27 protein-coding genes and 6 pseudogenes are annotated in these 25,459 nt (G+C 69.9%); 20 read left to right on the forward strand and 13 right to left on the reverse strand.

Annotated features, from left to right (window positions below; all coding sequences use genetic code 11):
- Positions 1-106 precede the first annotated feature (106 nt).
- Positions 107-1,711 carry an alpha/beta hydrolase gene (locus ISP_RS29005; protein ID WP_230468419.1) on the forward strand — a complete coding sequence of 535 codons (1,605 nt, stop codon included), beginning with the start codon at positions 107-109 and terminating at the stop codon, positions 1,709-1,711.
- Positions 1,712-1,927: 216 nt separating this feature from the next.
- Positions 1,928-2,299, forward strand: a pseudogene (locus ISP_RS29010) (RNA polymerase sigma factor); the annotation flags it as partial.
- Positions 2,300-2,455: 156 nt separating this feature from the next.
- Here ISP_RS29010 and ISP_RS29015 read toward each other — a convergent pair.
- Positions 2,456-2,674: pseudogene (locus tag ISP_RS29015) on the reverse strand (transposase); the annotation flags it as partial.
- On the opposite strand from ISP_RS29015, the pseudogene ISP_RS29020 reads away from it, so the two are divergent.
- Positions 2,668-3,158, forward strand: a pseudogene (locus ISP_RS29020) (IS5 family transposase); the annotation flags it as partial. The pseudogenes ISP_RS29015 and ISP_RS29020 overlap by 7 nt on opposite strands.
- Positions 3,159-3,312: 154 nt before the next feature.
- On the opposite strand, the gene ISP_RS29025 reads toward ISP_RS29020, so the two are convergent.
- Entirely contained in the window at positions 3,313-4,560 is a 1,248-nt protein-coding gene (locus ISP_RS29025) for a hypothetical protein (RefSeq protein WP_230468420.1), read from the reverse strand.
- Positions 4,561-4,875: 315 nt separating this feature from the next.
- Between ISP_RS29025 and ISP_RS29030 the strand changes: the two are divergent.
- The 9 genes and pseudogenes from ISP_RS29030 to ISP_RS48500 form a co-directional block, all read left to right on the forward strand.
- A pseudogene (locus ISP_RS29030) lies at positions 4,876-5,285 on the forward strand (IS701 family transposase); the annotation flags it as partial.
- A 173-nt stretch (positions 5,286-5,458) separates the two neighbouring features.
- A complete protein-coding gene (locus ISP_RS29035; RefSeq protein WP_431306504.1) occupies positions 5,459-5,824 on the forward strand; it encodes a YciI family protein in 366 nt (121 codons plus the stop codon).
- On the forward strand, positions 5,821-7,053 hold the full coding sequence (locus ISP_RS29040) for an RNA polymerase sigma factor (protein ID WP_013227497.1): 1,233 nt from the start codon (positions 5,821-5,823) through the stop codon (positions 7,051-7,053). The genes ISP_RS29035 and ISP_RS29040 overlap by 4 nt, the downstream gene beginning before the upstream one ends.
- An 81-nt stretch (positions 7,054-7,134) precedes the next feature.
- A complete protein-coding gene (locus ISP_RS29045) occupies positions 7,135-7,440 on the forward strand; it encodes an SRPBCC family protein (protein ID WP_176742139.1) in 306 nt (101 codons plus the stop codon).
- Between the two features lie 51 nt (positions 7,441-7,491).
- Positions 7,492-7,830 carry a hypothetical protein gene (locus ISP_RS29050; RefSeq protein ID WP_013227499.1) on the forward strand — a complete coding sequence of 113 codons (339 nt, stop codon included), beginning with the start codon at positions 7,492-7,494 and terminating at the stop codon, positions 7,828-7,830.
- Complete coding sequence (locus ISP_RS29055) at positions 7,817-8,398, forward strand: carboxymuconolactone decarboxylase family protein (protein ID WP_014467317.1); 582 nt, start codon at positions 7,817-7,819, stop codon at positions 8,396-8,398. The genes ISP_RS29050 and ISP_RS29055 overlap by 14 nt, the downstream gene beginning before the upstream one ends.
- Before the next feature lie 246 nt (positions 8,399-8,644).
- The gene (locus ISP_RS29060; RefSeq protein WP_013227501.1) at positions 8,645-9,229 is read left to right on the forward strand and encodes an isochorismatase family protein; all 585 of its coding nucleotides are present in this window, start codon (positions 8,645-8,647) and stop codon (positions 9,227-9,229) included.
- 60 nt (positions 9,230-9,289) lie between these two features.
- On the forward strand, positions 9,290-9,619 hold the full coding sequence (locus ISP_RS29065; RefSeq protein WP_013227502.1) for an NmrA family NAD(P)-binding protein: 330 nt from the start codon (positions 9,290-9,292) through the stop codon (positions 9,617-9,619).
- A pseudogene (locus ISP_RS48500) lies at positions 9,582-9,839 on the forward strand (NmrA family NAD(P)-binding protein); the annotation flags it as partial. The gene ISP_RS29065 and the pseudogene ISP_RS48500, both read left to right, overlap by 38 nt.
- A 121-nt stretch (positions 9,840-9,960) precedes the next feature.
- Here the strand turns inward: ISP_RS48500 and ISP_RS29070 are convergent.
- Positions 9,961-11,496, reverse strand: coding sequence for an alpha/beta hydrolase (locus ISP_RS29070; RefSeq protein ID WP_230468421.1), 1,536 nt, complete (start codon positions 11,494-11,496; stop codon positions 9,961-9,963).
- Positions 11,497-12,375: 879 nt separating this feature from the next.
- Positions 12,376-12,672: a hypothetical protein gene (locus tag ISP_RS29075; RefSeq protein ID WP_013227504.1), complete on the reverse strand. Its 297-nt coding sequence runs from the start codon at positions 12,670-12,672 to the stop codon at positions 12,376-12,378.
- 498 nt (positions 12,673-13,170) lie between these two features.
- Between ISP_RS29075 and ISP_RS48340 the strand changes: the two genes are divergently transcribed.
- A complete protein-coding gene (locus ISP_RS48340; RefSeq protein ID WP_378250863.1) occupies positions 13,171-13,821 on the forward strand; it encodes an alpha/beta fold hydrolase in 651 nt (216 codons plus the stop codon).
- Here the strand turns inward: ISP_RS48340 and ISP_RS29085 are convergent.
- Entirely contained in the window at positions 13,757-14,083 is a 327-nt protein-coding gene (locus ISP_RS29085; protein ID WP_013227505.1) for a putative quinol monooxygenase, read from the reverse strand. The genes ISP_RS48340 and ISP_RS29085 overlap by 65 nt on opposite strands.
- Positions 14,083-15,498: an FAD-dependent monooxygenase gene (locus ISP_RS29090; protein WP_013227506.1), complete on the reverse strand. Its 1,416-nt coding sequence runs from the start codon at positions 15,496-15,498 to the stop codon at positions 14,083-14,085. Before ISP_RS29090 ends, ISP_RS29085 begins: the two co-directional genes overlap by 1 nt.
- An 87-nt stretch (positions 15,499-15,585) precedes the next feature.
- Between ISP_RS29090 and ISP_RS29095 the strand changes: the two genes are divergently transcribed.
- The gene (locus ISP_RS29095; protein ID WP_013227507.1) at positions 15,586-16,149 is read left to right on the forward strand and encodes a TetR/AcrR family transcriptional regulator; all 564 of its coding nucleotides are present in this window, start codon (positions 15,586-15,588) and stop codon (positions 16,147-16,149) included.
- Here ISP_RS29095 and ISP_RS29100 read toward each other — a convergent pair.
- The 4 genes from ISP_RS29100 to ISP_RS29115 form a co-directional block, all read right to left on the reverse strand.
- Positions 16,112-16,492, reverse strand: a complete 381-nt coding sequence (locus ISP_RS29100; protein WP_013227508.1) for an SgcJ/EcaC family oxidoreductase — start codon at positions 16,490-16,492, stop codon at positions 16,112-16,114. The genes ISP_RS29095 and ISP_RS29100 overlap by 38 nt on opposite strands.
- Positions 16,489-16,932 carry a cupin domain-containing protein gene (locus tag ISP_RS29105; protein ID WP_013227509.1) on the reverse strand — a complete coding sequence of 148 codons (444 nt, stop codon included), beginning with the start codon at positions 16,930-16,932 and terminating at the stop codon, positions 16,489-16,491. Before ISP_RS29105 ends, ISP_RS29100 begins: the two co-directional genes overlap by 4 nt.
- A gap of 13 nt (positions 16,933-16,945) precedes the next feature.
- A complete protein-coding gene (locus ISP_RS29110) occupies positions 16,946-18,436 on the reverse strand; it encodes a flavin-containing monooxygenase (protein WP_013227510.1) in 1,491 nt (496 codons plus the stop codon).
- A 97-nt stretch (positions 18,437-18,533) separates the two neighbouring features.
- Entirely contained in the window at positions 18,534-19,331 is a 798-nt protein-coding gene (locus ISP_RS29115) for an IclR family transcriptional regulator (RefSeq protein WP_013227511.1), read from the reverse strand.
- A gap of 41 nt (positions 19,332-19,372) precedes the next feature.
- Between ISP_RS29115 and ISP_RS29120 the strand changes: the two genes are divergently transcribed.
- Genes ISP_RS29120 through ISP_RS29135 form a run of 4 tightly spaced genes read left to right on the forward strand, consistent with a single transcriptional unit; the run spans position 19,373 to position 22,501 of the window.
- Positions 19,373-20,164, forward strand: a complete 792-nt coding sequence (locus ISP_RS29120; RefSeq protein ID WP_013227512.1) for an SDR family oxidoreductase — start codon at positions 19,373-19,375, stop codon at positions 20,162-20,164.
- 14 nt (positions 20,165-20,178) lie between these two features.
- Positions 20,179-20,679, forward strand: a complete 501-nt coding sequence (locus ISP_RS29125) for a cupin domain-containing protein (protein ID WP_013227513.1) — start codon at positions 20,179-20,181, stop codon at positions 20,677-20,679.
- On the forward strand, positions 20,676-21,572 hold the full coding sequence (locus ISP_RS29130; protein ID WP_013227514.1) for an alpha/beta fold hydrolase: 897 nt from the start codon (positions 20,676-20,678) through the stop codon (positions 21,570-21,572). The genes ISP_RS29125 and ISP_RS29130 overlap by 4 nt, the downstream gene beginning before the upstream one ends.
- On the forward strand, positions 21,572-22,501 hold the full coding sequence (locus ISP_RS29135) for a DODA-type extradiol aromatic ring-opening family dioxygenase (protein ID WP_013227515.1): 930 nt from the start codon (positions 21,572-21,574) through the stop codon (positions 22,499-22,501). Before ISP_RS29130 ends, ISP_RS29135 begins: the two co-directional genes overlap by 1 nt.
- A 15-nt stretch (positions 22,502-22,516) precedes the next feature.
- Here ISP_RS29135 and ISP_RS29140 read toward each other — a convergent pair.
- Positions 22,517-22,621: pseudogene (locus ISP_RS29140) on the reverse strand (FAD-dependent monooxygenase); the annotation flags it as partial.
- Positions 22,622-22,943: 322 nt separating this feature from the next.
- Between ISP_RS29140 and ISP_RS29145 the strand changes: the two are divergent.
- Positions 22,944-23,306, forward strand: coding sequence for a transposase (locus ISP_RS29145; RefSeq protein WP_080582931.1), 363 nt, complete (start codon positions 22,944-22,946; stop codon positions 23,304-23,306).
- Here the strand turns inward: ISP_RS29145 and ISP_RS48345 are convergent.
- Entirely contained in the window at positions 23,261-24,208 is a 948-nt protein-coding gene (locus tag ISP_RS48345) for a cold-shock protein (RefSeq protein ID WP_013227516.1), read from the reverse strand. The two genes, ISP_RS29145 and ISP_RS48345, sit on opposite strands and share 46 nt — an antisense overlap.
- A gap of 231 nt (positions 24,209-24,439) precedes the next feature.
- Between ISP_RS48345 and ISP_RS29165 the strand changes: the two genes are divergently transcribed.
- Positions 24,440-24,808 carry a hypothetical protein gene (locus ISP_RS29165; RefSeq protein ID WP_014467320.1) on the forward strand — a complete coding sequence of 123 codons (369 nt, stop codon included), beginning with the start codon at positions 24,440-24,442 and terminating at the stop codon, positions 24,806-24,808.
- A 60-nt stretch (positions 24,809-24,868) separates the two neighbouring features.
- On the opposite strand, the gene ISP_RS29170 is transcribed toward ISP_RS29165, so the two are convergent.
- Positions 24,869-25,459: a TetR/AcrR family transcriptional regulator gene (locus ISP_RS29170; RefSeq protein WP_013227517.1), complete on the reverse strand. Its 591-nt coding sequence runs from the start codon at positions 25,457-25,459 to the stop codon at positions 24,869-24,871.

Here is a 25,459-nt window from a genome sequence, read left to right on the forward strand (position 1 = left end):
GCTTCGTCCGGGTGCCGGTCAAACCGCCACGACACCGCGCCACCAGGAGAAAACCCGGATGAGAGCACGACACCGCACCCTCCGGCGTGGCCTCACGCTGGGCACCGTGACCTTGGCAATCTCGGCGGCCCTGGCCACAGGGGCGGGCGCTGTGACGCCACCGGCCGGCCCGGACTCCGACAGCGCCGCCACACCCGTACTCGACTGGGCTCCTTGCCAGGGCGAAAACGGGCCACTGAACTACGACTGCGCCACCGCCCGGGTGCCACTGTCCTACCAGGACCCGGCCGGTCCGCAGATCTCCCTGGCGCTGGCCAAACGGCCCGCTACGGACCCGCAGCACAAGATCGGCACCGTGTTCACCAACCCCGGCGGTCCCGGCAGCGGCGGCCGGATCCCGCCGCGGCTGCAGCCGGTGGTGAGCGCCCGCTTCGACATCATCGGGTTCGACCCGCGCGGCACCCATGACTCCACCCCGGTCACCTGTTCCGATGACCCGGCCGACGACGCGACGCTGAGCCCGGTCTTCCCGGTCACCGAAGCCGACGAGGCCACGGCGATCCGGCGGGTCGGCGACGTCACCGCGCGCTGCGCGCAGCACGCCGGGCCGCTGCTGGGGCACATGTCCACCGCGAACGTGGCCAGGGACCTGGACCTGCTGCGCCGCGCCGTCGGCGACCAGCAGCTGAACTACGTCGGCACGTCCTATGGAACACACCTGGGTGAGGTGTACGCCAACCTGTTCCCCCAGCGGGTGCGGGCCGTGGTGCTCGACGGCGTGCTGCAACCCGAGGAGTGGACCACCGGCCGGCTGCCGGGGCAGCGCAGCGAGCCCTACACCTACCGGATCGGCTCGTACCTCGGTGCCCAGACTGCGCTGAACACCGTGCTACGCGAATGCGCGGCCCACCCGCAATGCAAGTTCGGCGAGCCCGGCGCCACAGAGCAGAGCTTGCACCGCAAGTACGACGATCTGCTGGCCACCGTGCATCGAGGACCGGTCACCCTCACTGATCCCGGCGGCGAGACAGACCAGATCACCTACCAAGACCTGGTCAACCGGATGCTGTCCGGGCTCTACAACCCGGACGCCGCCGCAGATCTGACCCCTTACCTGCAGATGGTGTACCTCGCCGCCCAGCACCCGGCCACGCCCACACCCGCGCACGTCCCGGTGCCGGCTCCGCCACGGTTCTCCCACGCCGACGAGACCAGCGCCACGACCGCGCAGCAGGACGAGCCGCAAAATGCGTTCAATACCTGGTTCAACGCCGTCGCCTGCACGGACTCCGACAACCCTCGCGATCCGCAGGCGGTCGGCCGCTACGCCCGACTGGCCGAGCCGGCCGCGCCAGGCTTCGCCTCGGCTTGGGTCTACCGCTCGTTGCCGTGCGCGAGCTGGCCGGTGACCGACCCCGACCGGTACACCGGCCCGTGGAACCGGCCGACCGCCAACCCGGTGCTGCTCGTGGGAAACCGGCTCGGCGACCCCGCGACACCGTACGAGGACGCCGTCTCCACCAGCCATCTGCTCGGCCGGGCTCGTCTGCTCACTGTGGACACCGCCGGGCACGGTGTCGCCTACGACGGCCGAAGCCACTGCGTGGACACTTGGCTCGACGGCTACCTGGTCAGCCTGACCCTGCCTCCGGAGCGCACAGTCTGCGCCGCTGACCGCGGGCCCTTCGACCCACAAACCACCGCGCGCTGATTATCTACGAGCCGACATCCCGTCGGTTCGCTGATGACGGCTCATCGGGCTGCTTCACCCACTCCTCACCAGCGGCGACCTCAGACCTTACGGCTGAGGATCAGTCACCGCCAGTCGCATCTTGCAGCGCTTCCCAGCCGAGATTGCCGGCTTGACCTGCGGAAGCGCGACACTGGTGGAGTGGGCGGCAGGGCCATCACGCCGGACACGGAACCCATGACGCAACGCTGTGGAGGCCGGCGGGGACATGGTGGTGTGACGACAATTGCAGATCAGGAGCGGGGGCGATGGACGCGGCCCGGCTGCAGCACGGACGCAGAGCCCTCTCCCGCCGGCAGTGACCGGGCGTTGTGGGAACAGGCTGCCCAGGGCAGCACCGCAGCGTTCGGGGAGTTGTTCGGCCGACATGCCGGTGCAGTGTGGAACTACGCCTACCGGCTGACCGGGTCGTGGTCGGTGGCCGAAGACCTGACCTCCTCGGTGTTCCTGACGGCGTGGCGGCGTCTCGGTGACGTGACGTTGGTGAATGACAGTGCGCGGCCGTGGCTGTACACCGTGACCAGCAACCTGGCCCGCCGTGAACAGCGCAGGCTGGGCCGGTTCGCGAGTGCCTTGTCGTGCCTGCCACGGGGTGGCGTCGTGCGTGACCACGCCGAGGACGTGGCCGGCCAGGTCGACGCGGACCGCAGGTTACGTGCGGTTCTGGACGCGGTCGCCGCGCTGCCCCGCGCCGAGCGGCGGGCCGTCGATCATGCCTTGGCCACCCAGTTCGTCGAGGACCTCATCGTGCAACTGTCGCCACAGCCCCGCCTCGGTCCATTCGGTGAACCGGCGATGTGCTGTCGGCACGGCGACCCCGAAGCCAGGCGGCAGATGCCGCCAGGCACAGCCGCTGGTCAGCACGAACACGATCGCGGTGAACACCACCCGATCATCCACTCGCGGCATGCCACCGGTCGCGGGCGGTCCTGGACGGAGCATCCGTCCGGGCCAAAAGGGGGGCGGACTGACCGGTCCGAGCCCGGTCGATCGCGGCAAACCCGGCTCGAAGATCCACGTCCTGTCCGACCGCACCGGCCTGCCCCTGACCGTCGGTATCTCCGCGGCCAACACCCACGCCAGCCACGCGCTCAAGCCCTTGGTCAACGCGCTGCCGGCGATCCGGTCCCGCCGCGGGCCCCGGCGCCGGAAACCGGTCAAGCTGCACGCGGACAAGGCCTACGACATCCCCGCGTTGCGCCACTGGCTCCGCCGGCGCGGGATCATTCCCCGCATCACGCGCAAAGGCATCGAATCCGCCGAGAAGCTCGGCGAACACCGGTGAGTGATCGAACGAACCATGGCCTGGCTGACCGGCTACCGGCGACTGACCATCCGCTACGAACGCAAACCCAGCCACTACCCCGCCTTCCTCACCCCCGCCACCACCACCTGCCACAAGAAACTCCCCAAGTGGGACACGCTCTTAGCCCGCAGATGCGGATCGCCTGCTCGGCCTGGCACCTGTCGAACGCGGCGGTCGCCTGTCCAGTCAGCTCGGCGGCGAGTTCGAGGTCGAGAACCCGGTCATCGTCGACGCCCGGGTCCGCCGGTAGGCAGGGCTACTTGAGGACGACGTTGTTGGTCTTCAGCTCCTCGGCGGTCCTCGGGATCACTCGGACCCAGGTGCGGATGAACGAGCGGGGAATCTCCTTGTTGGCCTCGACCACCTCCTTCAGCCTGGCCTTGTCCAGGCTGTTGGCTCTTCTGACCATCGACAGGCCGGCGGGAGTTTCCTCGATGGTCGGGGCTTTGGCGTCGGGCTTGTCCAGGCGTGCGTCGTAGGAGATCGACTGGGCGACGTCGCCGACCATGTGCCATGGCTTTTCGCCGCGCAGCTTCACGTCCCCGGAGAAATTGGGCTCATTTGTCTCGTACAACGCAAACCAGGCGGTTCTGGCCAACTCGAAGTCGAGGTCTTGGATGCGTTTGTGCTTCGTTGTCAACCACTTGGCCAGTTGGCTATTCGGCTCGTCGGCTATTGTTGCCAAGAGTTCGACCGGATGGATGTGGACCGGGCCTTGAGGGAAAGTCTTGCCCTCCTTGAGGCCAATGGAGATCAATGGGTATGCCTCGATAGCGGCGTCCGCGGTGTAGGCGATGCGCTCGTTCAACGATGGCGTCGCGTGCCACACGAGGTCGTCCACCCAGGACACGTAGATGTTTTCGCCTTCGAGTACGCCACCGTTCACCTTGGGTATCGCGTATTCACCACTCTCTAGCAGTTGCCGGCGCAGGGCGGCGAGGTCTTTCAGGTGCGCCTCGGGCAGGAGCGTCTTCTGCCATTCCGCCCTCTTGCCGCTCGGCTCCTGGACGTCGACGAACCACTCGGTCGCCTCGATGGCCTTTTTGTTGTCGAAGATCAGGTTGACGAAGAGATTGTTGCCGCCGGTGTCCTTGTGGAACATCGGGGACATTGTGTACGCCTTGCCAGATCGATTGCCGTAGTAGTTCACCTCGATCGCGATCACGTATTCATGGTTCTTGTACCAGTCCTGGCTCTCGATGTAACTCCACTGCCCCCGCGCGTCCATGAACTTCTTGAGGAAGGCGACAGTGTCGACGCCTAGTCGGTCGAATTCCGGCCGCTTCTCCGCGGGTAGCCGGTAGTCTCCGGCATAGCTGAAGATATGTGGCTTCTGTTGGTAGCCGTAATAGGCGATGCACAGATAGCCGGGATTGTACTCCGCCGCCGGCAACACGACCTTGAGTCTCGTCGCGATGTCTACCCATTTACTCTGGTCTATGGGAAGATTTGCCAGTGGTTTCGCTTCCATCAACAGCGGTTGTAACGCGTGTCTCGGATCCATGAGCGCACGGTACTCGCAAACGTGTGCCGATCGGGATGTCAGCCGCATTTTAAGCTGAATGCCGCACCAATGTTGCCAGTTGCCACCGAAGCTGTCGTTGCGGTTTGTGAATCTCCGCCGGTCAAGAGGGTGTCGGACCCTACCGGCGCCTGTCACTACGTACTGCCAAGAGACGCCCTCGAACCGCTTAATATTGCAGCCGCACAGTGTGATGGTCATCGGCGAGTCGTGTTCACGGAGACAACCGACGCGTGATCGACTTGGGTGTGCCCGACATGGAGCAGGACCTCACGGCCCTACCAGAGGCCATCGCGGACGATCGCCGAACGGGCCGGTGACCTGACCTCGGACGGCATGCAGCGCCTGCTGAACTTTTACCGCTGTGACGCCGACGGGGGTCCGGGACGACCTGCGCGGCTACGTCCTGGACCACATCACCCATCCCGCCGGGGTCATGGTCACCGACGAGACCGGATTCCTCAAGAAGGGCACCAAATCCGCCGGCGTTTAACGGCAGTACTCCTGCACCGCCGGTCGGATCGAGAACTGCCAACTCGGCGTGTTCCTGGCCTACGTCTCAGCCCGGGGGCGGGCGTTGATCGACCGCGAGCTCTACCTTCCCCACGCCCTGGACCGGCGATCGCGAGCGCTGCGCGGAGGCTGGAATCGGCGAGGAGGTCGAGGTCGCGACCAAACCCAAGCTGGCCCGACACATGCCGGCCCGTCTGCCGTCCGCGGTCCACCGACGCGCATCATCGCCGCCGCTGGCGGAGAGCCGCCCCCCTGGTCGCCACCGCTGGGCAAAAGTCTCCCGAAAGTACTGTCGAGTTGCGGCCGATCCGTTCGTCATCCTCTTCGACGCACCCCGAGCCACTGAGCTGGAGGACACGTGCAGTACATGCTGCTGATCTACAACTGCGATCGTCCCGAACCGGGCGACCCGGCCTTTCCCGATGCGTTGGCCCGGGTCAACGCGTTCGCCGAGGAATGCCGCCGACGCGGCGCCTTCGTCTCCGGCCACCCACTCCAAGGCGAGCACACCGCCACGACCGTCAGCGTCCGCGACGGCATGACGCTGATCACCGACGGCCCGTTCCCCGAGACCCACGAGCACCTCGGCGGCACCTACGTCCTCGACTGCCGCAACCTCGACGAAGCCCTCGAGCTGGCCGCGCTCTGCCCGATGGCCGCCGACGGCACGATCGAAGTCCGTCCGATCGCCGGAGTCCCGAACCTCGACCACCGCCCGTCGACGGGCACATGACGGCCGCGCCCGTCCTGTCGGAGGTCTACCGCGAGCACCGCACGAAGATGCTCGCCGCCCTGGTCCGCCTGCTGGGCGACTTCGAACTCGCCGAGGACGCGCTGCAGGACGCGTGCGCGCTCGCCCTGCGCAAATGGGACGACCGGCCACCGGACGACCCGGTGGCCTGGCTGCTGACCGCGGCCCGCAACACCGCGATCGACCGGCTCCGACGCGCCCGCACCGGCCGGGACAAGCTCGCCCAGCTCGCCCAACAGCCGGAGGCGGCGACCATGACGTTCGACGAAGAGCGCCTGCTCAGCGTCGGTGACGAGCGGCTCAGCCTGATCTTCACCTGCTGCCATCCCGCCTTGGCCGAGGAAGCTCGTATCGCCCTCACCCTGCAGGCCGTGGCCGGGCTGACCGCCGGACAGATCGCCCGAACGTTCCTGATCGCCGAGCCGGCCCTGGCCCAGCGGCTCGTGCGCGCCAAACGCAAGATCCGCGACGCGGGAATCAGCCTCGACGTCCCCGCCGACCACCTCCTGCCCGAGCGACTCTCCGCCGTCCTCGCCGTGATCTACCTGATCTTCACCCGCGGCTACACCGCCGGCGGCGGCCAGCCCGAGTACCGCGAGCTGCAGCAGGAGGCGATCCGCCTCGCCCAGCTCGTCGCCACCCTCATGCCCGACGAACCGGAAGCCCTCGCCCTGGTCGCGCTGCTGCTGGTCCACCACTCGCGCTCAGCCGCCCGCCACACCACGGCCGGAGACCTGGTCCTGCTCGAAGACCAAGACCGGTCACGCTGGGACCACGCCGAGATCACCGAAGCCGTCGGGCTACTGGACCGGGCCCTGCGATTCGGGACGCCCGGGCCCTACGTGCTGCAGGCGACCATCGCGGTCCTGCACGCCCAGGCACCGACGGCCGACGAGACGAACTGGCCCGGGATCGCCGCGCTGTACGAGCAGCTGCTCGCGGTGACGCCGTCGCCGGTGGTCGCGCTCAACCACGCCGTGGCGGTCGCCATGGCGACCACCCCGGCCGAGGGGCTGGCCTTGATCGACCGGATCGAGGGCCTCGACGGCTACCACCTGCTGCACGCCGCCCGCGCCGACCTCCTGCGCCGCCTCGGCCGCACTGACGACGCGGTCGCGGCGTACCGGCGCGCTCACGACCTCGCCACCAACCCCGCCGACCAGCGCTACCTCGCCGCTCGCCTCCGCGCCCTCGAAAAACCGAAAACCTGAGGTGATGAGTTGTCGAGAAGCCGGGCGGCCGTTCGTCCTCTGGTGAGTCAACCGACGACTCACCGAAAGGACACCACACCCATGAGCAGCACTTCACAAGCCGCGACCTCAGTTCAGGCCGACATCGTCGTCGATGTTCCCCAGGAGAACGCCTTCCGCATGTTCACCGAGCGGTTCGACGAGGTCAAGCCCCGCGAGCACAACCTCCTCGCGGTTCCGATCGAGCGGACCGTGCCCGAGCGCGCCCGGGTTGCGCTGGAACACCGGTATCTCGACCGGCACGGCGCAGGCTGGGAGAGCTTCACCAGCCTCGGCGAGGGCTCAGGATGGCCGCTCTACCTCGACCGGTTCCGCGACGCGACGCAACGGGATGCCGCACGCGCCTGAAGCGGATACCGTCCACACCGGACCCGATCCCGACCGCAGCGGAGAGGACGCATGAGCACAGGAACCGACGACGCGCACCGCCGTCGCGCGGAAACGTTGCGCGCGGCGATGGCCGGCGCCACCGGAATCACCGAGGCGGCGTTGCGGACCGCGGTGGCGGCCCGTGCGGCGGGCGGGTCGCCTCTTGCCGAGCCGTACGACGATCTGGCCCGGCAGATCGGTGACGCCTCCTACCAGGTGACCGATGCCGAGGTCGACGCCGTCCGACAGACGGCAGGCAGCGACAAGGCCGCCTTCGAGATCGTCATGTCCGCCTGCATCGGCGCGGGCCTGGCCCGGTGGGACGCCGCCGCCCGAGTGATCGCGGAGGCGACCGATGCGCCTGCCTGAAGTCGAACGCGGTGACGGACTACGCACCAAAATGCTGATCCGCGTCATCTCCTTGGCGCTGGGCGCGCGCCTCCCGGACGCGGCCCGGGTTGCCTTCTACCACAAGGGCTTCGTCGGCACAGCGCTCGGCGCGTGGACGCAAGGTGCGATGCGAGGGCCGAGCGAATGGTCCGTCGCGGAGCGGGAACTGATGGCCGCGATGGTCGCGAAGTGGAACTCGTGCCCCTTCTGCGTCGGGGCGCACCGGGCCATCGCCGTACACGGCATGGACAAGGTCGTGGCCGACGCGGCCCTCGCCGACTACCGCACCGCGCCGATTCCGGAGACCCTGCGCGCCACACTGGCTGTTCTGGAGACCATGACTTTGCGCCCCGATGAACTGGATGGCGAGCAAGTCCGAGCGGCACTGGGGGCGGGGGTCACCCGGCGACAGCTCGATGACGCGGCCGCGGTCGCCGCCGTGTTCAACATCGTGACCCGCTACGCCAACGCGCTGGGCTTCGCCATCCCGACCGACGCCGAATTCGACAAAGCCGCCGGCATGATGCTCAAGCGCGGATACGCCTGACCTGCGGTTGGTGGGACTGATACGAGCTCTCATGGCTCCCCTTCATGTCAAGGGGCTGCCGCGGCGGGGGTAGGTATGCCGTGACCGCAGCCTTGGTCGCCGCGTAGCCGGACATGCCGGCTGCGAAGGTCTTGCTGGCAAGGCCGGACGACAGGTTGACGATCCGGCCGCCCTCGCGCCGACACCGGTCAGGTTGATCGCGACCTGCTCATCGCGGACGGCGTCGGTGATCACCTTGGAGCCGTCATGCCCCTACAGCTGTTCTCTCCGCAGGACTCCGCGATCCTGCTGATCGACCACCAGGTCGGTACCATGTCGTGGATCCGCTCGGACGCGATCGACAATGTCAAGGCCGCCGCCTTCGCCCCGGCCAAGGCGGCGGTCGCCCTGGACCTGCCACTGATCCTCACGTCATCCCGGGAAGATCACTTCCAAGGCCTGCTGCAGCCTGAATTCGAGACGATCGCCGCCAAGCAGCACCAAAACCGGATCCGGCGTATGGGCGTGGTCAACGCCTGGGAGGACCCGGCATTCGCTGCTGCGGTCAAGGACACTGGCCGCCGCAATCTCATCATCGCAGGTGTCACCAACGACGTCTGCACGGTCTACCCGACCCTCTCCGCTCTCGACGAGGGCTACCAGGTCCAGGCCGTTGCCGACGCCGGGGGCTCCATCACCGAACTCGCCGACGATGCCGCCTTGCGCCGCATGGAAAAGGCCGGCGCCCTCATCACATCCACGACCATGACCCTGACTGAGCTCGCCCGCAACCGGGCGTCGGACGCCGGGCAGAAACTCCTTCCAATCCTCGGCGAACTGCTGCCCCACTGATCAGAGGTGCAGCCCAACCACGAGTTTCACCGGGAATCTTTGCTTGAGAAAGAAGGCGCTGTGAGCGCACAGCCAACCGGCACGATCGCCGTCTTCGGCTCGACCGGGCAACAAGGCGGGGCGGTCGTCGACGCGCTGCTGTCACGAGGGGCATCGGTACGGGCTCTGGTTCGGAACCCCGGGTCCGATCGGGCGCGTGCGCTGGCCGGCCGAGGTGTCGAGCTCGCACGAATCGACATCGACGATGCCGCGTCGCTGGTTGCCGCGCTGCGCGAGGTCGACGCATTGTTCTTCATGACCACGCCGGCTGGCCGCGCTCCGGCCGACATCGAGGGCGAGACGAGTCAGGGCGTTGCTCTCGTCGACGCGGCGACGGCTTCCGCTCCCTGACCACGTCCCACTGCAGCTCATCGCCGTCCGCGACATCGGCGAGATCGCCGCCGCGCTGCTGCTGGAGCACGCCAAGACGCCCCACGGCGCGATCGAGGTCGCAGGCGACGCACGGACCGGCAGCCAGATGGCGGCCGCGTTCGGCGAGCACGCCGGCCTGCCGGCGCGGTACGAAGCTCTGCCACTGGCCGTGCTCGGCGGCAGCGAGGACGCGCGAGCAATGTTCCGGTGGTTCGCCGAGACATCCGCCTACCAAGCCGACCTCGACGAGGTACGGGCCATCCAATCGGGTGGAAAGATCCGGCTCGGCCCGGAAACCCAGGCCGGGCCGGCTGATGTTGTCAGGAGCAGGCCACATCGGCGGCCGGCAGCTTGCCGGCACCGAAGTACGCGTCCAGGGCGCCGATCGCGCACGCGTTCGGCTTCGGGTGGATCAGCACACCGTGGCCGCCCGCGTCGACGGTGACCAGCACCGCGTCCGAGCCCATCGCTCGGCGCATGCCCTGGGCGCCGCGCAGCGGAGTGGACGGGTCGCGGTCGTTCTGCAGGATCAGCACGTTGCGCCGGCCGATCGGCTTCACTTGCGGTGCCCGCTCGACCGGCTGCACCGCCCATGCCGAGCACGGCGCGAAGTTGGCCGGAGCGCCGGCGGTCAACGGGTACGCGACCCGGTCGGCCGCGACATTGCGGGCGTACGTCTCGACGTCCCGCGGCCACGCCTGGTCGCCGCAGCTGAACGCCCAGCCGATCGAGAACAGGTTGTCCTGCGGGACGTTCGCGAGCGTGCCGTGTGCGACCAGGTCGTTGGCCATCCCGGCCAGGAACGCCCGGTCGGCCGAGGTGGCGCGACCCGCGGCGGCGTCACCGGCCGACTGCCACAGCTGCGCCATCGGCGGCACCGGCGCGCCGGCGGCCGGGAGCAGGGCGGCGTCGTTGTAGGACAGCTGCCAGGTGAACAACCGCAGGAAGTTGCCGTTGATCGGGGCCTTCGTCTCGGCCAGCCGGACCGGATGACGGTCGAGCTCGCCGGCCAGCGCCAGGTAGTTCTCCCGGACCTGCCGCGCGGTCGTGCCGAGATGCACGGTGCCGGCGTTGTCGACGCCGAACTCGGCCAGGTCGGGCCAGCGGTCCTCCATCGCGAAGCTGAACGCCCGGAAGTCGTCGTAGCCCTGCTTGTCCGGGTCCACCGAGCTGTCGATCACCATCCGGTCGACGGTCTGCGGGAACAGCGCCCGGTAGGTCGAGCCCAGGTGCGTACCCCAGGAGATGCCGTAGTAGGAGACCGTGCGCTCACCGAGCGCCCGTCGGATGCCGTCCATGTCGCGGGCGACGTTCGCGGTGGAGATGTACGGCAGCAGATCACCCGAGTTCGCCGCACACTGCCGGGCCATCCGCTTGCCGAACGCCACGTCGGGGGCGATCGAGCCGTTCCCGGCCGGGAAGGAAAGGATCGTGTACTGCAGGTCGCGGACCAGCTCGACGGCGCCGCGGCCACAGTTCACCGGGGTGCTGTAGCCGGCGCCGCGCGGGTCGAAAGAGACCAGGTCGTAGGCGGCGCGCACATCGGCGGGCAGCAGGCTGCCGAACGCGGTCGGGACGTCCAGGCTGGCGCTGGGCCCGCCACCGTTGACCATCAGGACGCCTTTGCGCTTCGCCGGGTCGGTCGCGCGAATCCGCGACACCTCGACCGAGATGGTGCGCCCGTGCGGCGAGCGGTAGTCGAGCGGCACCCGCAGTGTTGTGCATTCCTGAGGAGCCGGCGCACCGGTCGGGCAGGGGCCCCACTGGAGGCCGGAGCCGGCCGCGCCGGAGGCCGAGGCCTGCGCCGAACCGAACGAGGTGACCGCCAGCCCGACGGCGACCGCAGCCACTGCCATGACGCGGCGCGAAGGAGAAGGGGTATGTGATCTCATACCGAAACCCTAGAAACGGCGGCGGCCGGGACCGACCCAGCTGGCTGCCCAAGTCTTGGGTAGCCAGCTGGATGGACAACCTCGCCCGGCCGGCGGCCGGTGTGACCGGGCCGAGGGAACCAGGCCAACGCCGGCGGTGTGCGGCCGCCACTCCGCGCCGTGGGCTCGTTCTGCAGCTCCGGGCGTGTGCACCGCCGGCGCTTGGCCTGGTGCGCCCTGGCCGTCCATCCGCGAGCCCGTCGCCCCCGGCAGCGGCTCGCGCTACAGCGAAAGGGCGATCGGCGTGTCGAAGGAAAACCTGCACGTGGCTCAACACCAACGTCCGCATCGGATTCACCGTCGAACGCGGCCACGCCTGGCACTACCGCACCGAAGACCAAGGCCGAGCCTGCCCGCGTCTTCGTCGAAGACCGATTCGGGCTCTGCCTGGCCGAGCATCACCTGGGCGTCGCCGCCTCCGGCAACGGCGACATCCTCGCCATCCACACCGACGAACCATCCCGCCGATGCCGGTCGATCGGGAGCAGATGACCGGCAGCCTTTGGTCCCGGGCAGCTGCCGGCAGGTCAGCACAGACCGCGACGGTCTCCGCCAACCGCCGGATTGGCGGCCAGCCCGACGCGTCCCGTGCGGGGTCACAGCCGGTGCCTGTGGTGGGTGCGGGAACCGCACCCACCACAGGCCCGTCAGCAGACGTGGATGCCGTCAGTGGTCCGAATCGGGAAGTTCACCACCGGGATGAACTCGGGTGCCCGGGACGTGTCGAGCACCTCCCAGTGGCGAACGCGGCGGCGACGAACGGAGCGGCGATTTTCCGGACGATCTTCACAGCTACCCCCTGGCTCAAACGAATATGGCCCTGATCGGCCCGTTGAAGTAGCCGCTGCCCGCGTAGGCCCACGACGTGGCCGGCGCGCTGACGACCGGGCCGCCGACCGAGGTGCAGGCGCGCTCGTTGCAGGCAGATCCGTAGACGTAGTAGCGGCCGACGTCGCACGAAACGCCGATCCATTTGCCGTCGCTGGTGCGGCTCGTGGTGCAGCCGGCCGGGACCGAGTTCGTCGCTGCACCGGCGCTCGCCGGGGCCACGGTCCAGCAGATCCCGCTCGCCGCTCCGGCGAGCACGAGTGCGCCTGGCACAAGAGTCTTCCATCGGTTTCGCATCGGTGGTCCCTCCCACTGTGAACGGGGCTCGCCCCCTGAATGGGGCCCCGCGAAACCGACAGTAACGGGGGGCGGCACCACGAGACTGCCACGCGGCCGGGACCAGAAACCCGTGAACCAGAGGCGTTGACCAGGTAGTTTCGAGGTCGCGAGACACCAAAGTAGGGCTTTGTCACAGGCACTTTTGCCGGTTCGGCGACCTCCCAGGCGGCCGTTCCTCGGCGCCGAACGGGTCAATTCCCGGCCAGCCCCGCAAGAACGGTAGAGAGGTCCGGAGGAGCGCTGGCGGAATCGGAAGGTGGACACCCGCGGGGAGGCCATCCGCGCAACGATCGGGTCGCAGCAGGGGCGGGCTCCGAATCATTTCGGAGTAGGTCCACCGTCGAAGGCCGCGACCGCGCCCGTGCTTTCCTCCTCCGGCACGGCGGCGGTGTCCCGGCGACAGTCTTCGCAGGCACCCCGCGGCTGCCGGGCGTGGACTCGACACGCGCGCTCGCGGCGGCCTACGTCGGCCTGCTCGACGAACTCGGCCTCGGCGACGTCACCGTGATCGGCAACTCGCTCGGCGGCCGGCCGGCCGAGATCGCACTGCCGGGCAGCCCGCGCGTCAGCGGCGTGGTGATCGTCGACGGCATCGGGATCGAGGTCGAGGGCCGCCCGGTGACCAGCGTCGCCGGTCTCGCGCCCGTCGGCTTGCGCAAGCTTTTCCTTCCACAACCCCAGCAAGGCGCCGGCGACCGGGCCGGGCCCGGACATCCGGGCGCTGCTGTCCTACACCGGCCCGGCCATGTCCGACCCGACCCTGCCGGACCGGCTCCGCACGCTCGGCCACCTGCCCGTCCACGTCATCTGGGCGAGAGCGACGGGATCGTCAGCACCGAGTACGGGCAGGCCTCTGCCGCGGCCATCCCGACGGCGAAGTTCACCGTGCTCCCCCGGTCCGGCCACCTGCCGCGGGTCGAGACGCCCGAAGAACTCCTGCACCCCGGTCGGCCGTACCCACCGAAACCCCAGGCCTGTCCCATTTCCCGCTGCCTCTTCCGCACTCCGCTTCGCGCGCTCATCGGACGGGCACCGGCAGGAAAGCGAGTTCCTGCCAGTGGTTCCCGGGCATTCTCGTCATGAGCACCTGCGGTGTCTCGACGAGGGCGACCGGCCACTCGCGTTGGATCTTCGGGATCAGCGGCGACTTCAGGTGTTCCTCGACGCTGTCCTCGTGGTGGCCCTCCAAGAGGAAGAAGACGTTCGGTTCGTCGACGCTGCGCGCCCACCAGAACCAGAGATTGCCGTCCTCGGCCCGCGTCGCGCGGGTGAACTCGCCGACCAGGTCGAGCCACCGGCCGGCCCACTCCTCGCGCACGGTGAAGCGGATGACGACGACCTGCATCAGCGAGCCCTCCGTTCGCGGGCGGGCGCGGTCCAGCGGCCGAGGACCGCGGCCCAGTCACCGGACTCGACAGCACCGGCCCAAGCGACGTAGCCGTCAGGACGCACCAGCAGCCCCGGCCCGTCGTCGGTGCGGCGCACCACCGGCACCGGCGCGGTCACGGTGTCCTGGTCCGCGACGAGCACGAACCCGCCGCGGAGCAGCGCTTCGGGCAACCGTCCCTCCCGCAGCGGGATCTCGCCCGCGCGGGTGCCGACCAGCGGGTGCTCGGACGACGTGCGACGGTAGCGGATCCCGGTGCCGGTGAACATGCCGGCGGCTTTGCGGGAAAACCGGCCACTGCGCAGCAGCGCACCGATCGCGTGGTTGCGAAGCAGCCGCATCGGCCACGACCGCAGCGTCATCATGCGGATCGTGGCTCCGCTCGAGCGGAGCACCAGCTTGCCGACCGGGTGCCGTTCCGCCTGGTAGGTGTCGAGGATCGCGGGGTCCGCGCCATCGAGGACGGCGGCCAGCTTCCAGCCCAGGTTGGCCGCGTCCTGGATGCCCGTGTTCATGCCCTGCCCGCCCGCGGGCGAATGGACGTGCGCGGCGTCGCCGGCGAAGAACACGCGCCCCGAGCGGTACGTCCCGATCTGGCGTTCGTCACTGCGGAACCGGGAAATCCACCGGGTCTCGCCCATGCCGTAGTCGGTGCCCATGGTCCGCTTCAGGACGTCACGGACCAGCTCCGGCTCGGCGCGGAACGCTGGATCGTTCTCGTGCCGCCGGTCCCAGGCGATGACGCGGAACCAGCCGTCGCCGAAGGGCGCGAGGAACGCGAAGCTGTCCTTGATGGCGTCCACGGTGATCACGGTGTCCGGCGGTTCGGCGAGGTACGCGTCGGCGAGCACGATCGACTTCAGCAGCACCCGCCCCGGGAACTCCGTGCCGGTCAGCCGCCGCACGGTGCTGTGCGCGCCGTCGGCGGCGACCACATAGGACGCTTTCCACGCCAGCGCACCGGCGCGGACGACGACACCCTCGTCCTGCGGCTCCAGGTCCGTGACCGCGGTCCCGCGGACGATCTGCGCGCCCTGGTTCCGGGCGTACTTCTCCAGCAGCGCGTCGACCTTGCGCTGCGGCGTGACCAGGAGGAACGGGAACTTCGACGGCAGCCGGGTGAGGTCGAGCCCCGCGCTCTTCCACAGGCTCAGGCTGCCCGCCCGGGTGCCGGTGGCGACCAGCTCGTCGGCGAGCCCACGCGAATCCAGGACCTCGAGGGTCCGGGCATGCGTGCCGAACGCCCGGCTGAGCGGTGACGCCTCGGCGTGCTTCTCGACGACCAAGACGGAGCGACCGGCCCGGGCCACTTCCCCGGCGAGCATGCAGCCGGTGGGGCCGCCCCCGACCACGACGACATCCACGGTGTCCACGCCGAACCTCCTAAGTCAACGGCTGATGACTTAGACGATAAGCGGGTCGGGACTACAAGTCAATCGCCGGTGACTTATGCTGGGGCCATGCCCGGGACTCGCCGCCGCTCCGCCCCCGCCACCCGCGCCGCGATCCTCGAGGCGGCCCGAAACCGCTTCGGTACCCACGGTTTCGACCGGGTGCGGCTGCGCGACGTCGCGGCGGACGTCGGCGTCGATCCGGCGATGGTCATCCGTTATTTCGGCACCAAGGAAGGCCTCTTCGCGGCGGCCGCGGAGTTCGACCTGGACCTGCCCGACCTCGTCGGGGTGAGCGCCGGGGAACTCGGGCACGTCCTGATGCCGCGGTTCTTCGGCGTCTGGGAGGGCGACGCCGGGTTCCTCTCACTGCTGCGGGCGGCGACGACGAGCGAGGCGGCGGCGGAGAAGATGCTGGAGCTGTTCACCGGCCAGGTCGCCCCGGCCGTGGCCGCCGTCGTGGCCGACCACGCCGCCGAGCGCGCCGCGCTTCTCGGCTCACAGATCCTCGGCCTGGCCCTCTCGCGCTACGTGCTGAAGGTGCCGCCCTTGGCGGACATGTCACGCGCGGAACTGGAAGCCTGGATCACGCCGGTCATCCGGCACTACCTGACCGATCCAGCGCCGGCGTGAGGTCCGTGTGGACGCGGTAGTCGACGACCTTCTCGTCCGCGAGCCGGATGACGGTCACGCACGGCAGGACCAGCGGCTTGCCCGCCGGGGACTCCGTTTCGATCGTGAAGCGGCAGAACAGCTGGTCCTCCCCCACCGGCGCGATCTGGTCGACGGTGTGGCGGACCCACGGCAGGGCCGCGGTCGCGCCGGCGGTCGCCGCGGTGATCGCGGCGCGGCCGATCAGCGGCTCGTTGTTGGCGAACACGTAAGTGGCGTCGTCGGCGAACCACGCGGCGAACGCTTCGGCCTCACCCGCGTCGACCGCCGCGCACATCTCGCGCACCATCCGCTCGTGGTTCACTTCTGCAGCGCCAAGCCGTACCGGGTCATCACGGCCGTCACCAGCTTCAGGTCGCGCCCGGGCGGCAGCTGTGACAGCTCCTGGTAGTAGTTCTCCAGTCCCGGCGGGGAAACCACCGCGATGATGCGGGTTTCCTCGCCGAACGGGTTGCGGAACACGTGCGGCACCCCGCGCGGCATCAGCAGCGAGTCGCCCTGGCCGAGGATGTGGCGTACGCCGGCGAGCTCGACCTCGACGCGGCCCTGGACGCAGGTGAACAGCTCGTCCTCGCGGCTGTGGATGTGGGTCGGCGGGCCGCCGAGGCCAGGCGGGACAACGTATTCGAACAGGGAATACGCGCCGTGGGTGTCGGCGCCGGTGAGCCGGGCGTGGATGCCCAGCCCGATCGCGCCGAGGTCCGTTCCGTCGCCGGGGTGGAGCACGCCGGTCGCGTTGTCCATGGTGGACTCCTTTCTACAGCGGGGCTTTCGCGGACTCGGGGATGTTCTCCAGGCGGGCAAGCACCTGCGGCGTCAACGAGCGGTACGCCGCCGGCGCGACCGGGTTCAGCCAGTGCGTGAAGCGGGTGAACCGCCCGAGCTGGACGCCGAGGTCGCCGAGCACTTCGTCGACGTTGTGGATGGAGAACGGGATGATCTTCGTGCCACGACAGTGGTGCGCGCCCGTCGCGACGTCCAGGAAGGCGAGCTGGGCGACGACGTCCTCGCGGCGGGCCGTCTCGTCCGGCAGGGTCAGCGCGCCGCCGAGGTCAGCCGCGATCCACAGCGCCGCCATCTCCGCGTTCAGCGGGCTGAAGAACGACGAGTTGTAACCGTTGAAGTACAGCCCCGGCACGCCGATCGGCTGGATCTGCCGGTACAGCAGGAAGTTCCCGCGTTCGTCGAACAGCCGCTCCTGGATCGGCACGGGCAGGAACGGCACGCCTTGGGTGAAGCCGGTCGCGCAGACGACGAGGCCCGCGGGCAGCACACTGCCGTCGGCCAGTTCGGCGTGCGGGCGGTCGCCGTCGGCGAACAGCCGGGTGATCACCTGGTCGCGGTGAACGCGGATCGAGCCGTCGGCCACGCCTTCGAAGAACCCCTCGGTGGCCAGGCCGATCGCGTTCTTGACGATGTCCTCCATCCGCCCGCGCGGCACCAGGTCATGCCGGGCGAGGCCGAACTGCCGGACCGACACCGACCCGACGGAGTTGAGCATCGCCCGCCGCAGCCGGTTTCCCGGGCCGTGCAGGAACTTCTCGAAGCCGCGGAGCCATCGGTAGCGGAACAGCGCCTCGCCCAGCCGGGTCAGCAGCAGCATCTTGAAGTTGAGGAAGCCGGCGATCTTGCGCGGCACCTTCCACAGCAGCTGCCGGGCGATGACGTCGGTGCTCGCCGCGACACCGCTGATCGCCACGGTCACGTCACAGGCGGACTTGCCGTAGCCGACCACGAGCACGTGCTCGCCGCGCGCGTCTTCGACGTCGTGGAAGTCCGAGCCGGCCAGCAGCCGCCCGCCGGCCGCCTCGAACTCCGCGCGACCGGGGTAGTCCGGGAGTGCCGGTTCGCAGAACACACCGTTCGCGAGGACGACCCGGTCGAACCCCGCGGCCCCCTGCGCCGTGGTGGTCACCACCCACCGGCCGCCGTCCGGCACCACCGACGTCACTTCGGTGCCGAGGCGCAGGTGCGGCGTGACGCCGAACTCGTCGGCGTAAGCCGCCAGGTACTCCTGGATCTGCGCACCCGTCGGCCACTCCGGGAACTCACGCGGCATCGGGAAGTCCGAAAAGGAGTACTGCGCCTTCGGGCTCTGGGTGGTCAGCCCGGGGTAGCGCCGGGTCCGGCTCCACACCCCGCCGACCTCTGGCGCCCTGTCGAAGACCTCGACGTCGTGGCCGGCCTGCAACAGCACCTTGGCCGTGGTCAGCCCGGCGAGCCCGGCCCCGATGATCGCGACGCGCATGCCTGGTCCTCCTCGTCGAGGCAGCCGTGCCGGGTGCCCGGGCGGCGTGCGCCACAGCGTGGAACAGTGGCAGGCGGCGGCCAACCGCGAGTCCTGGTCAGTGGGACGGCAGCTCCGGGCGAGGCATCGCCCAGCGCCGGGCGGAGTAGGCGCGGCTCGCCGCCGCGGCCGCCATCCGCACCGCCGGCCCGATCCGGTCGGGCTGCACGGCGGCGGTGGGCCCGGTGACCGACAGGGCGGCCGTGACGTTGCCAGTGAAGTCGAAGATCGGTGCCGCGACGCAGCTGATGCCGGGGTTGCCCTCTTCGCGGTCGTAGGCCCAGCCGCGCTCGTGGACGACGGCGAGCTCGCGGTCCAGCGCGTCGGCGGTGGTGATCGTGCGGGGGGTCCGCCGAGCGAGCCCGGCCGCCACCACGGCGCCGACCGTTTCCGCGTTCGACCAGGCGAGGATCGCGCGCCCCAGCCCGGAGCAGTGCGCCGGGATGAAGCCGCCCACCTGGTCCAGCATCGGCAGCTGGCGGTGCCCGCTGATCTTCTCGACGACCAGCACGCGCGTGCCTTCGAGCACGCCGAGCTGCACGGTGGTCTTGGCCGCGGCGTACAGGTCCTGCAGGTACGGCAGCACGGCTTCGCGCAGCTCGTGGCGGACCGGTACCAGGCCGGACAGCTCGAACAGGCGCGTGCCGATCCGGTACTTCTCCCCCGGCTTGTCCAGCCAGCCCAGCTCGATCATCCGGGCCGCGGTGCGGTGCACGGTCGAGCGCGGCAGGCCCGAGCGTTCGACGAGCCGGGCGAGGGTGAGCTCGCGGTGCGTCACGTCGAACGCGTCCAGCAGCGCGGCGGCCCGTTCGAGCGCGCCGGATGCGTCGTTCCGGTCCCGGGCAGTGGGACTCATCCTTGGTCGCCGGAGGTCATGGGCCGAATGTAGGACACATCATGGAGACCAACCAGTCCTTCGCGAACCGCCGCCGCGTCGCCCTCGTCGGCGGCGGTGCCGGCGGCATCGGCTCGGCCTGCGCGGCCGCGCTGCACGGCAGCGGCCACCGGGTGGTCCTCGCCGGCCGAACAGAGACCACCCTCTCCGACACGGCGCTCGCGCTCGGCCCCGGTGCCGACTACGTCGCCTGCGACCTCGCCGACCCGGCCGCGGCGGCCGATGCCGTGGGCCGCGTGCGCGAGCGGCACGGTTCCCTGGACGTCGTCGTGGCCAACGCCGGCGGTCCCGCGCCGGGCACCGTTTTCGACGTTCCGGCCGAGCAGTGGCACCACGACCTCGACCTGCTGGTCCTCGGCCCGCTCGCGCTGATGCGCGCCGCACTTCCGGCGATGGCCGAGCACGGCTTCGGCCGCGTCGTCGTGATCAGCTCGACCGCGGTGCGCCAGCCGCAGCCGGACCTCGCCGCATCGACCGTGCTGCGCTCGGCGACGACGTCGGCGGCGAAGCTGGCCGCCCTGACCTACGCCGACCGGGGTGTCACCGTCAACTGCGTCGCTGTCGGTGCCACGCTCACCGAGCGGCGCCTCGAAGTGGTGCGCAGCCGGGCCGGCGCGGCCGGCGTCGACGTCGCGACGGCGCTGGCCGAGGACCTCGCCGCCATCCCCGCCGGGCGGGCCGCGGCGCCCCGCGAGGTGGCGGCCGCGGTGGCGTTCCTCGCGTCCCCGGAAGCGGGGTACGTCAACGGGACCGTGCTGACGGTCGACGGCGGCCGCACGGAATGCCCGGCATGAGCGAGAGGTGTTCGATGACCACGTCCGGACCCGGCTTCACCATGACCGGCTTCCTCGCGAGCATCGGCCACGCCGTCCGCCCGGGCGGACAGCGGCCGCTCGTCGTCCACGACGGCGAACTCGAGGAGATCCCGCCCGGCGCCGTCCCCAACCCGACGTCGCTGCGGATCGCCGGGAAGCTGCCGACCACGACGTTCGAGCTCTTCCGCCAGGTCATCCCGGCCGGGCAGAGCTCGGACATGCAGCGACACCACCACGAAACCGTCCACTTCGTCCTGACCGGCGACGGCCACAGCGAGATCGAAGACGAAACCGTCGAGTGGACGACCGGTTCGTTCGTCTACACCCCGCCTTGGACGTGGCATCGCCACTACAACGACTCGGCCGAGCACCCGGTCGAGTTCCTGACCATCGAGAACTCGCGGCTGCTGGGCCTGTTCGGGCTCGGCCGCCGCCAGAGCGCGGGCCTGACGAGCATCGCCGAAGCCCGCGCCGGCCACCGGGAGGACCAGTGACGACCACCGGACGTACCGACCACATCGGCATCTGGGGCGAGCTGGGCGAGCTCGAACACACCCTGCGCTACGTCGACGTGTCTCTGGACGGCCAACCGGTGCGAACCCGCATCCTGCAGGCGGGCACCGGACCGGACCTGGTCCTGCTGCACGGCACCGGTGGGCACCTCGAGGCCTACGCCCGCGACCTGGCCGGCCTCGCCCGCGACTTCCGCGTCACGGCCTACGACATGGTCGGGCACGGCTGGTCGGACCTGCCGGACCGGCCGTACACGGTCGACGTCCTTTCGGCCCACCTGGTGTCCCTTTTGGACACTCTCGGCATCGAGCGCGCGCACCTGTCCGGCGAGTCGCTCGGCGGCTGGGTGGTCGCCTGGACCGCCGCGCACCAACCTGACCGCGTCCAGCGGCTCGTGCTCAACACGCCCGGTAACATCGCCGACAAGCCCGAGGTGATGGCCCGGATGCGCGAAAGCACCATGGCCGCGGTGCTCGACCCCAGCGACGAGACCGTCCGCCGCCGTGTCGAGTTCCTCTTTCACCACAAGGAAATGGTCACTGACGAGCTGGTGAACCTGCGCCGCCGGGTCTACTCCCGGCCCGAGTTCGTCAAGGCGATCACCAATACGCTGGTGCTGCAGGACCCCAAGGTGCGCAAAGACTTCGCGTGGGATCCGTCGTGGGTGTCGCGCGTGACTGCGCCGACGTTGCTTCTGTGGACCAGTCACGATCCCACCGGCGGTCTCGACGAAGCCGAGCTGCTGCTCGACTGGCTGCCCGACGTGCGCCTGCACGTCATCGACGACGCCGGCCACTGGCCGCAGTGGGAGAAGGTCGGCGAGTTCCTCGAGGTCCACCGGACCTGGTTGCTGACCGGGAAGGATCCGTCCTGATGGCCGAGATCGCCGGGTTCGCCGGGATGTCCCACAGCCCCTTCGCGACCCTGCTGCCGCCACCCGCCCAGGGCGGCCCGGGCGCGAAGTTCCTCACCGACGCTTCGCGGGCCCGCCGAACGGTGGAGACCCTCGCCCCGGACGCGATCGTCGTAATCGGGCCCGACCACTTCCACGGCAACTTCTACGACGTGATGCCCCCGTTCGTCCTCGGGATCGAACACGCGGTGGGGTTCGGCGACTTCGGCAGCACCGAAGGCTCGTTGCCGGTCGCGGGCCCGCTCGCCTGGTCCGTCCACAACGGACTGACCAGTGCCGGTTTCGACGTTTCGCTGTCGTACTCGCTCACCGTCGACCACGGCATCGTGCAGACCTACGAGATGCTCACCGGCGGCACCACGCTACCGATGGTGCCCCTGGTCGTGAACACCGCGGCGCCGCCGTTGCCCTCGCTACGTCGGTGTGTCGCACTGGGACACGCGCTGGGCACGGCCCTGCGCACGGCCGACTCACCCGGCCGCGTCCTGGTGGCGGCGAGCGGCGGCCTGTCGCACTGGCTGCCCTCCAACGACCCCCGCGAGGTCGCGGGCAAGCGCCGGGAGGCCCTGATCCACGGCCGCGCGGACGTCCGCGCCTTCGCGGCGGCCCGCGAACCCCGGGTCCGCGCGATGGGCGGCGACCCCGCCGCCCGCGTGAACACCGAGTGGGACAACTGGTTCCTCGACCGCCTGTCCGCGGACGACGCCGAAGCGGTGGCCGACCTCGGGCACGACAAGCTCGAAGCCCTCGCCGGCCGCGGCGGCCACGAGGTTCGTTGCTGGCTGATCGGCCAGGTCGCCGCCGGAGTGCCGCTCGCGTGGACCAGCTACGAACCGGTTCCCGAGTGGATCACCGGCATGGGCATCGGCACCACGTTCCCCGTGGGCTGAGTACCCGGTGACGCGCTTCTCCGGCACCGTGACCTCCACTCCGGCCCTCGCGAGCAACAGCCCCAGCACCATGCCCGCCGGGCCACCTCCCACGACGCAACACGTCGTCCGCTCCACCATGCCCCGTCCCCCGTCGACTGCCTACCCGCGGTCGCCGCCCACCACCTTCCACAGCTGACGGGCCGCGGTCTTGGGCGGCGGCGCGGACGAGAGTATTCAGGGCAGCTTTGCCGCACGAATATTCCCAGCGAGCGCGTACTCACCGCCCCAGTCTCGTCGAGACGTCTTACCGCAGGGCTTTCTGCCGTTCGAAGTGCCCGGACGGGGGGAGTCCCAGAACTGTGCCGGCCCGACCGAGCTCGACGCAGTAAGACCTGGTCTGAAAACTTGAGGGTGTGTCACTGCGTAACCTGCCGGTCCTGGTCGTCGATCGTGGGCAGTCGTGGCGAAGACGACGCAGCAGCGGTGGGTCGAAGACCGGCTCTGGGAGCTGATCGAACTCCTGATCCCGTCCCGACCAGCGCCGCGCGGTCCGGGTGGGCGGCCCCGGATCGACGACCGTGCCGCGCTAGAGGGGATCTTGTTCGTGCTCGACACCGGCTGCCGCTGGCGAGACCTCGGGTCGGCACGGGGCCCCCGTCACCACGAGCGAGATCGATCTCCTGGAGGAGCCTGCAGCCGCGTTGCTGACGGCACCATCGACGGGGATGAACGAGCACTCTCGTCGGGAAGTGATCAGCCATCGGTGGGGCCGCCTCGTCAGAGGCGTTCGATGCGGTCGGCCTGCGGGCCCCGGTCGCTCTGACGCACCGCGTACCGGACCCGGTCACCCTTCTGCAGCGGCTCCGACCCCATGATCACGGACGCGTGGGCGAAGAGATCGTCGCCGCCTGCGTCCGGGGTGATGAAGCCGAAGCCGCGGTCGCCGTCGTAGCGCGCGACGACGCCCTCGCCGCCTCGTACGGGCACGTCCCGCGCCGCCGGCCCTGCGGCCGCGGCAGGTGCCGGCCGCTGCGGCGCCGTCTGGGGCTCGGCGCCCCGGACCAGGTGCACGTCGCGGGCCTGCGGGCCCTTGTCTCCACTAGCCACCTCGTAGGCGACGCGGTCGCCCTCCGCGAGCCACGTCAGCCCCTCGGCCAGGGCCCGGGCGTGAACGAAGACGTCCCCGGCGCCGGAGTCGGGGTTGATGAAGCCGAAGCCCTTGTCCTCGTCGTACCAGGCCACCGTGCCGTCGGCACCGTCCGCGATACCGGCCGCAGCGGGTGAGCCGGCCCCTGCTCCCAGCGGGATCACGTGCCCGGCCTGCGGGCCGCGCTCGCCTTCGACGATCAGGAAGGCCACCCGCTGCCCCTCGGTGACCACGCCGCCGGTCACGATGGCGGAGCTGTGCACGAAGATGTCGGCGCCGCCGCCGTCTGGCGACGCGAAGCCGTACCCCTTGCCCGGCTCGTACCAGTTGATGGTGCCGAGCAGGCCCACGGCGCTGCCGGTGGCCGCATCGGCGGTGACGCGAACGCGCAGCGCCTGGGGCCCGCGGTCGTTCTCGCCGACCTCGAACACGACGGCCTGACCCTCGCGGAGCACTTTCGCGCCGCCGTCCCCGACGATCTCGGAGGCGTGCACGAACACGTCCGGCGAGTCGTCCTCGGGCGCGAGGAAGCCGAAACCCCGTTCGGCGTCGAACCAACGGACGGTCCCTTGCGGCATCAACGGCTCCAGGTCGAGAGGGCGGGCAATGGCCCCCAGTCTCTCTGACAGACCTCCGGTCCGTCGGGCCGGGTCCACAGGCGGGCGGTGCGGAGCCACGGGCGGCCCGTTGGTTCACCTAGCGACCCGCCGAGTTTTGAGACCAGGTCTAAAGACGACCACCTACGCGGAGACGGGGTCGGGTGCCTCGCCGACCGGCCGCGAGCCGGCCACAGCGATCTGCGGGCGCGGGTGCTGCTCGCGCCGGACACCTCGGTGGGCGAGGTGGACACGAAAGAGGTAATCCCGGCCCGGGTCGAGGTCTCGGGTGAGACGCTGCGGCTGGTCGCCAAGCGCTTCGCCGAGACCGGCGGTGACATCTGGGCCACGATCGAGCGCAAACGGCGCGAGCATCCGCCGGTGCCGTCGCCGGTGACCGGTGAGGTCGAGGCGCGGTTCGATGCCCAGCGGGCGGCCATCGGTGTTCCGTCGGCCCGCACGACACTGCGTGTCCAGCCGCCACGTCCGCGACGCAGTCGTACTCAACGTATTCCGGGCCTGAGGCATTGGTCATCTGCTGCCGAACCATCCTCGTGGTCCTGTGCCGGCCGTTGCTACTGAAGTTTGTCCGTGCGTCATCGAGTTCCATGCGGAAGATGGCGCAGCGTCGACGAGAACGGATCACGACTGTGTCGATGACGCGGCGACGGTGTCGATCCACCGTTCGAGGTGCCGCACCTGGCCGGACATGAGATTCGGGTCGCGCAGGGCGCCGGCCAGCAGCGCGCCGCCCTGAACGCCGGCGAACAGAGTGATCGCGAGTTCCCGCGCGTCGGGCTGCCCCAGTTGCCGGATCTGGATCTCCGCCCACTCCAGGATGCGGCGGATCGGTCCGGCCGCCTCGAGGTCGAGGCCGTCATCGCGCCGGTCCAGTTCGGACGCGAGGGTGCCGAACGGGCAGCCGTATCGGGCGATGACGTCGCGCATCTCGTCCCACCGCCGCACCAAGGCCTTGAGCCGGTCCACCGGTTGGGGAAGGGTCTCGAACGAGGCGAGCATCGCCTCGACCTGGTCGACCTGCGCCTCGAGCACGGCCCTGACCAGGTCATCCTTCGTCTTGAAGTAGTAGTAGACGTTCCCGACCGGGACGTCCGCGGCCTGCGCGATGTCGGCGAGAGTAGTGGCCGCGACGCCTTTGCGGTGCAGCCGTTCGCCCGCGCTGGTGACGAGCCGTTCGCGTTTGCCGCCGCGCGGCGCCGTTGAGTCAGTCAT

Source organism: Amycolatopsis mediterranei, assembly GCF_026017845.1.
Lineage (GTDB): Bacteria > Actinomycetota > Actinomycetes > Mycobacteriales > Pseudonocardiaceae > Amycolatopsis > Amycolatopsis mediterranei.